The 6,054-nt window shown below is 71.6% G+C and carries 4 protein-coding genes; all 4 read left to right on the top strand.

What is annotated here, in order from left to right; genetic code table 11:
- Window positions 1–121: 121 nt before the first annotated feature.
- The 4 genes from ACWDR4_RS29720 to ACWDR4_RS29735 all read left to right on the top strand — a co-directional run bounded on the left by ACWDR4_RS29720 (window position 122) and on the right by ACWDR4_RS29735 (window position 5,905).
- Window positions 122–1,198 (top strand): nitronate monooxygenase, encoded by a 1,077-nt coding sequence (locus tag ACWDR4_RS29720; protein ID WP_450413177.1) that lies wholly within the window; start codon window positions 122–124, stop codon window positions 1,196–1,198.
- Entirely contained in the window at window positions 1,195–1,944 is a 750-nt protein-coding gene (locus tag ACWDR4_RS29725; protein ID WP_450413178.1) for a 16S rRNA (uracil(1498)-N(3))-methyltransferase, read from the top strand. Before ACWDR4_RS29720 ends, ACWDR4_RS29725 begins: the two co-directional genes overlap by 4 nt.
- 72 nt (window positions 1,945–2,016) lie before the next feature.
- Window positions 2,017–2,601, top strand: a complete 585-nt coding sequence (locus ACWDR4_RS29730; RefSeq protein ID WP_450413179.1) for a hypothetical protein — start codon at window positions 2,017–2,019, stop codon at window positions 2,599–2,601.
- Between the two features lie 70 nt (window positions 2,602–2,671).
- Entirely contained in the window at window positions 2,672–5,905 is a 3,234-nt protein-coding gene (locus tag ACWDR4_RS29735) for a S41 family peptidase (RefSeq protein ID WP_450413180.1), read from the top strand.
- The last annotated feature ends 149 nt before the right edge of the window (window positions 5,906–6,054 follow it).

Here is a 6,054-nt window from a genome sequence, read left to right on the forward strand (position 1 = left end):
GGGGGGGGGGGGGCCGGGCCCCCCCCCCCAAAATCGGCCTGAACGGCCTCGTCCTCAAACGCCGGACGGGCTGAAGGAGCCTGATTCGGACCTTGTGCTGTGGACGTGACAACATGCCGTCATGTCCTCCGCGCTGACCGATCTCTTCGCTCACCCGATCGTGCAGGCCCCCATGGCGGGCGGCGTCTCCGTCCCCCAGCTCGCCGGCGCCGTCGCCGAAGCGGGCGGGCTCGGGTTCCTTGCCGCGGGGTACAAAACCGCCGACGGGATGTACCAGGAGATCAAGCAACTCCGGGGGATCACCCAGCGCCCCTTCGGCGTGAACCTCTTTATGCCGCAGCCCGAGTACGCCGACCCCGCCGCCGTCGAGGTCTACGCCCACCAGCTCGCCGGCGAGGTCACCTGGTACGACACCGAGCTGGGTGACCCGGACAGCGGGCGCGACGACGGCTACGACGCCAAGCTCGCCGTACTGCTCGACAACCCCGTCCCGGTCGTCTCCTTCCACTTCGGGGTGCCGAGTCCCGACGTACTGGACTCCCTCCGCCGTGCCGGCACCTTCACCCTCGTCACCGCCACCACCGCCGAGGAAGCCCTCGCCGTACAGCGGGCCGGTGCCGACGCGGTGATCGTGCAGGGCGTCGAGGCCGGCGGGCATCAGGGCACCCACCGTGACAATCCCGAGGCGGACGGCTCCGCCATCGGGCTGCTCTCCCTCGTCGCCCAGGTGCGGGAGAGCGTGGACCTGCCGCTCGTCGCCGCCGGCGGACTCATGCGCGGCAGCCAGATCGCCGCCGTGCTCGCGGCAGGCGCCTGCGCCGCCCAGCTCGGCACCGCCTTCCTCGCCACCCCGGAGTCCGGCGCCCACGCCCTGCACAAGCAGGCGCTGACCAACCCCCTCTTCGTCCGTACGGAGCTGACGCGCGCGTTCTCCGGCCGGCCCGCCCGGGGTCTGGTGAACCGTTTCCTGCGCGAGCACGGCCCGTACGCCCCCGCCGCCTACCCCGAGGTCCACCACCTCACCTCACCGCTGCGCAAGAAGGCCGCCGCTTCCGGCGACGCGCAGGGCATGGCGCTGTGGGCGGGGCAGGGCCACCGGATGGCCCGTGAACTTCCCGCCGGGGAGCTGGTGGCTGTGCTGGCGGACGAGATCGCTGCCGCCCGGGCCGCCCTGCTGGACGGGGGCGAGGCGGCGTGACCGCGCCTGTCTTCGTCGTTGAGAGTCTTCCGGGCGACGACGTCCGGCAGTACGTCCTTGACGGGGCCGAGGGGCGTCACGCTGTCTCGGTCAAGCGGATGCGGGCCGGTGAAGCCCTCGTCCTCACCGACGGCGCCGGGCGTTGGGCGGAGGGCGAGGTTCTCGCTGCCGAGGGCAAGGACCGGTTGACCCTGCGACTCGGTCCGGTGATCGAGGAACCCCCGGCGTCTCCTCGTATCACCGTCGTGCAGGCTCTGCCCAAGGGTGACCGGGGCGAGTTGGCCGTCGAGACGATGACCGAGACCGGTGTCGACGCCGTCGTTCCCTGGGCCGCCTCCCGGTGTATTACCCAGTGGCGCGGTGACCGTGGGCTGAAGGCGCTCGCCAAGTGGCGGGCCACCGCACGGGAAGCCGGCAAGCAGTCCCGCCGGGTGCGTTTCCCCGAGGTCGCGGACGCGGCGACCAGCAAGCAGGTCGCCGAACTTCTCGCCGACGCCGACTTCGCCGCCGTACTCCACGAGGACCGGGACTACGGCAGTGCGGCGCTCGCTACCGCCGAACTGCCCTCCTCCGGCGAGATCGTGCTCGTCGTCGGGCCCGAAGGGGGCGTCTCCCCCGAGGAGTTGGCCCTCTTCGAGGAGGCGGGGGCGAAGGCGTACCGGCTCGGGGCCAGTGTGCTGCGTACCTCCACCGCAGGTACCGCCGCGACGGCGCTGCTCCTCGGCCGCACCGGACGCTGGTCCTAAGTCCCGTCCCGACTCCGGTCCTGTCCGTTTACGCCCTTCCGTGTCGGGCGGGACGGTGGCAGGCTGCCCTCCATGGGGGCCTTGAGGCGGATTTGGCATCGGCCGCGCGGGCACCGCAGGGCGGTCGCGGTGGCCGGACTCGTGGTGGCCGCCGTGAGCGGTGCCGTCGCCTGTGACCCCGGCGGGCTCACCTCGGCCACCGTCTCCCTCACCACCGACCAGACCGCGACCAAGGAACTGCAGCGGCGGAACGTGGACGTCCAGTGGCTCACCTGCACGACCTCCGTCGACGGCGGTAACGGCAACAAGGCCTCCGGCTCCGGGAGTTCGCCCTCGGCGTCCGAGAACACCGTCGCCAGTGTCGACTGCCAGGGCGAGACCGGGGACGGCAAGGACATCACCGTCACCGGCAAGGTCACCCGGGCCGTCGACGGCCGATGCGTACGCGGGGACCTCACCGCCAAGGTCGACGGCAGGCAGGTGTTCCGCGTCACCGGCCTCGGCGACTGCGACGCGCCCACCACACCGACGTACACCCCGCCCGTCACCTGGAACCCGCCGGACAACGACGAGCCCGGGCCGACCGTGACCGTCACCGTGACGAGGACCATCTGGTGCCAGAAGGATCCGAACTGCCTGCCCGTCGAGGGCAAATAACGACCCGGCGCGGGTAAGGAACTGATCGAAACCCCTGTCCAGTGGCCTGATCGCTGCTTAGGGTGATCGGGTGACTCAGCCCTCTTCGCCTGCGTATCTCCGGTTTCCGCATCTGCACGGCGACTCGGTCGCCTTCACCGCCGAGGACGACGTCTGGGTCGCCCCGCTCGACGGCGGCCGGGCCTGGCGCGTGAGCGCCGACAACGTGCCGGTGACCCATCCGCGCATCTCCCCGGACGGCACCCGCCTCGCCTGGACGTCCACCCGCGACGGCGCCCCCGAGGTGCATGTCGCCCCGATCGACGGCGGATCCGCCAACCGGCTCACCTACTGGGGCAGTTCGAGGACACAGGTGCGCGGCTGGACCCCCGACGGGCAGGTCCTCGCCATCAGCACCCAGGGTCAGGCCAGCCTCCGCCGCTCCTGGGCCCGGGCGATCCCGCTCGACGGCGGCCCGGCAACTCTCCTGCCGTACGGGCCCGTTGGCGATGTCGCCCACGGGCCCGCGACCGTTCTGCTCTCCGCTCCCATGGGGCGTGAGGCTGCTTGGTGGAAGCGGTATCGGGGCGGTACGGCGGGCAAGTTGTGGATTGACAGGGACGTCCGCGACGGGGAAGGTGCCGGCGAGTTCGTACGGCTGCATTCCGAGCTGGACGGGAACCTTGAGTACCCGGTGTGGGTCGGGGAGCGGATCGCCTTTCTCTCCGATCATGAGGGTGTCGGGGCGTTGTACTCGTCTTTGGCCGATGGGTCCGATCTGCGGCGGCACACGGGCGTTGACGGGTTCTACGCCCGGCACGCGGCCAGTGACGGCAGTCGTGTCGTGTACTCCTCCGCCGGTGAGCTGTGGATCCTCGACGATCTCGACGGGGCCGAGCCGCGGCGGCTCGACATCCGGCTCGGCGGGCAGCGCGTCGATCTCCAGCCGCATCCGGTCAGTGCCTCGCGGTGGTTCAACTCCGGGGCGCCCGACCACACCGGGCGCGGCAGCGCCATCGGGGTGCGCGGGTCCGTGCACTGGGTCACCCACCGGTCCGGGCCGGCTCGCGTCCTCGCCTCCGGGCACGGGGTACGGGCCCGGCTGCCCCGCGCCTTCCGCGTGGACGGCGAGGAGTGGGCCGTGTGGGTGACGGACGCGGAGGGCGACGATGCATTGGAGTTCGCCCCGGCTACCGGTGTCGCGCCGGGCGCCACTCCGCGCCGGCTCGCCGCCGGGCAGCTCGGGCGCGTCCTCGGGCTCGCCATGGCGCCCGACGGCAGCCGGGCCGCCGTCGCCTCCCACGACGGGCGTGTGCTGCTCGTCGAGCGGGAGTCGGGGGAGGTGAGGGAGGTCGACCGCAGTGGGGACGGTGATGTGTCCGGGCTGGTCTTCTCGCCCGATTCGGCGTGGCTGGCCTGGTCCCATCCGGGGCCGCGTCCGTTGCGTCAGCTCAAGCTCGCCAACACCACTGATCTGTCGGTTACGGAAGCGACTCCGCTTCGGTTCCGGGACTATTCGCCGGCGTTCACGGTGGACGGCAAGCATCTTGTCTTCCTGTCCGCGCGGTCCTTCGACCCCGTCTATGACGAGCACGTGTTCGACCTCGCCTTTGTCGGCGGTTCGCGTCCGCACCTCATCCCTCTCGCCGCGACCACGCCCTCGCCCTTCGGGCCGCAGCGGCACGGGCGGCCCTTCGAGGCGCCGGACAAGGACGAGACCCCGGACAGCGAAGGCGCCCCGGCCACCCGTATCGACCTCGACGGGCTCGCCGACCGCATCGTGCCCTTCCCGGTCGAGGCCGCCCGCTACACCAACCTCCGCGCCGCCAAGGACGGGGTGCTGTGGCTGCGCCACCCGGTGCGGGGGGTGCTGGGGTCGTCCCGGGCCACGCCCGACGACCCCGATCCGAAGACCGAGCTGGAGCGGTACGACCTCGCCCAGCAGCGCATCGAGCACCTCGCCGGGGACGCCGACCACTTCGCCGTCAGCGGCGACGGCAAACGCGTCCTGCTGTGGACCGACGGCAAGCTGAAGGTCGTACCCAGTGACCGTCGCGCCTCCAACGACGACGAGAGCGACACGAACATCACCGTCGACCTGTCGCGCGTACGGCAGAGCGTCGACCCGGCCGTCGAGTGGCGGCAGATGTACGACGAGAACGGTCGCATCATGCGCGACAACTTCTGGCGGCCGGACATGGGCGGGGTCGACTGGGACGGCGTCCTCGACCGCTACCGTCCCGTCCTCGACCGTGTCGCCACCCACGACGACCTCGTCGACCTTCTCTGGGAGGTCCAGGGCGAGTTGGGCACCTCGCACGCGTACGTCACCCCGCGCGGCGGATACGGCGGCGGTGAGCGGCAGGGGCTCCTCGGTGCCGACATCACCCGGCACGAGGACGGTCCCCAGGGCACGCCCCTGTGGCGCATCGACCGCATCCTGCCCGCCGAGACCTCCGACCCCGACGGCGTCTCTCCGCTCGCCGCACCCGGCGTCGCGGTGCGCCCCGGCGACGCGATCATCGCCGTCGCCGGACAGCCCGTCGACCCGGTGGCCGGGCCCGGCCCGCTGCTCGTCGGTACGGCGGGCAAGCCCGTCGAGCTGACGATCTCGCCGTCCGGTGGCGGCGACTCGCGGCACGTGGTCGTCGTACCCGTCTCGGACGAGGAGCCGTTGCGCTACCACGCGTGGGTGACGGATCGGCGGGCGTACGTCGCCGAGAAGTCGGGTGGGCGGCTCGGTTATCTGCACGTCCCCGACATGCAGGCGCCCGGGTGGGCCCAGATCCACCGTGACCTGCGGATCGAGGTCGCGAAGGAGGGGCTGGTCGTCGACGTGCGGGAGAACCGGGGCGGGCACACGTCCCAACTGGTCGTCGAGAAGCTGGCGCGGCGGATCGTGGGGTGGGATCTGCCGCGCGGGCTACGGCCGTACAGCTATCCGGAGGACGCGCCTCGTGGGCCTGTCGTTGCCGTCGCCAACGAGTTCTCGGGGTCGGACGGGGACATTGTGAACGCGGCGATCAAGGCGTTGGGGATCGGGCCTGTGGTGGGTACGCGGACGTGGGGTGGGGTGATCGGGATCGACAGCCGGTATCGGCTGGTCGACGGGACGTTGGTCACTCAGCCCAAGTACGCGTTCTGGCTTGAGGGTTACGGGTGGGGTGTGGAGAACCACGGGGTCGATCCGGATGTGGAGGTGGTGCAGGCTCCGCAGGACTACGCGGCCGGGCGGGATGTGCAGTTGGACGAGGCGATTCGGCTGGCGCTGGAGTCGTTGGAGGAGCGGCCTGCGAAGGTGGCGCCTGGGTTGCCGGAGCTGTAGGGGGGCCGGTGGGTGGGGGTGGGCGTTGGGTTTGTTTCGCCCCCGCCGCCCCTACCCGTCCCATCCCTCGGGGGCTCCGCCCCCGAACCCCCGTTATCGCGCTGAACGCGCTCGTCCTCAAACGCCGGACGGGCTGACTACCCAGCCCC

The sequence above is a fragment of the Streptomyces sp. NPDC000878 genome, from assembly GCF_053599695.1.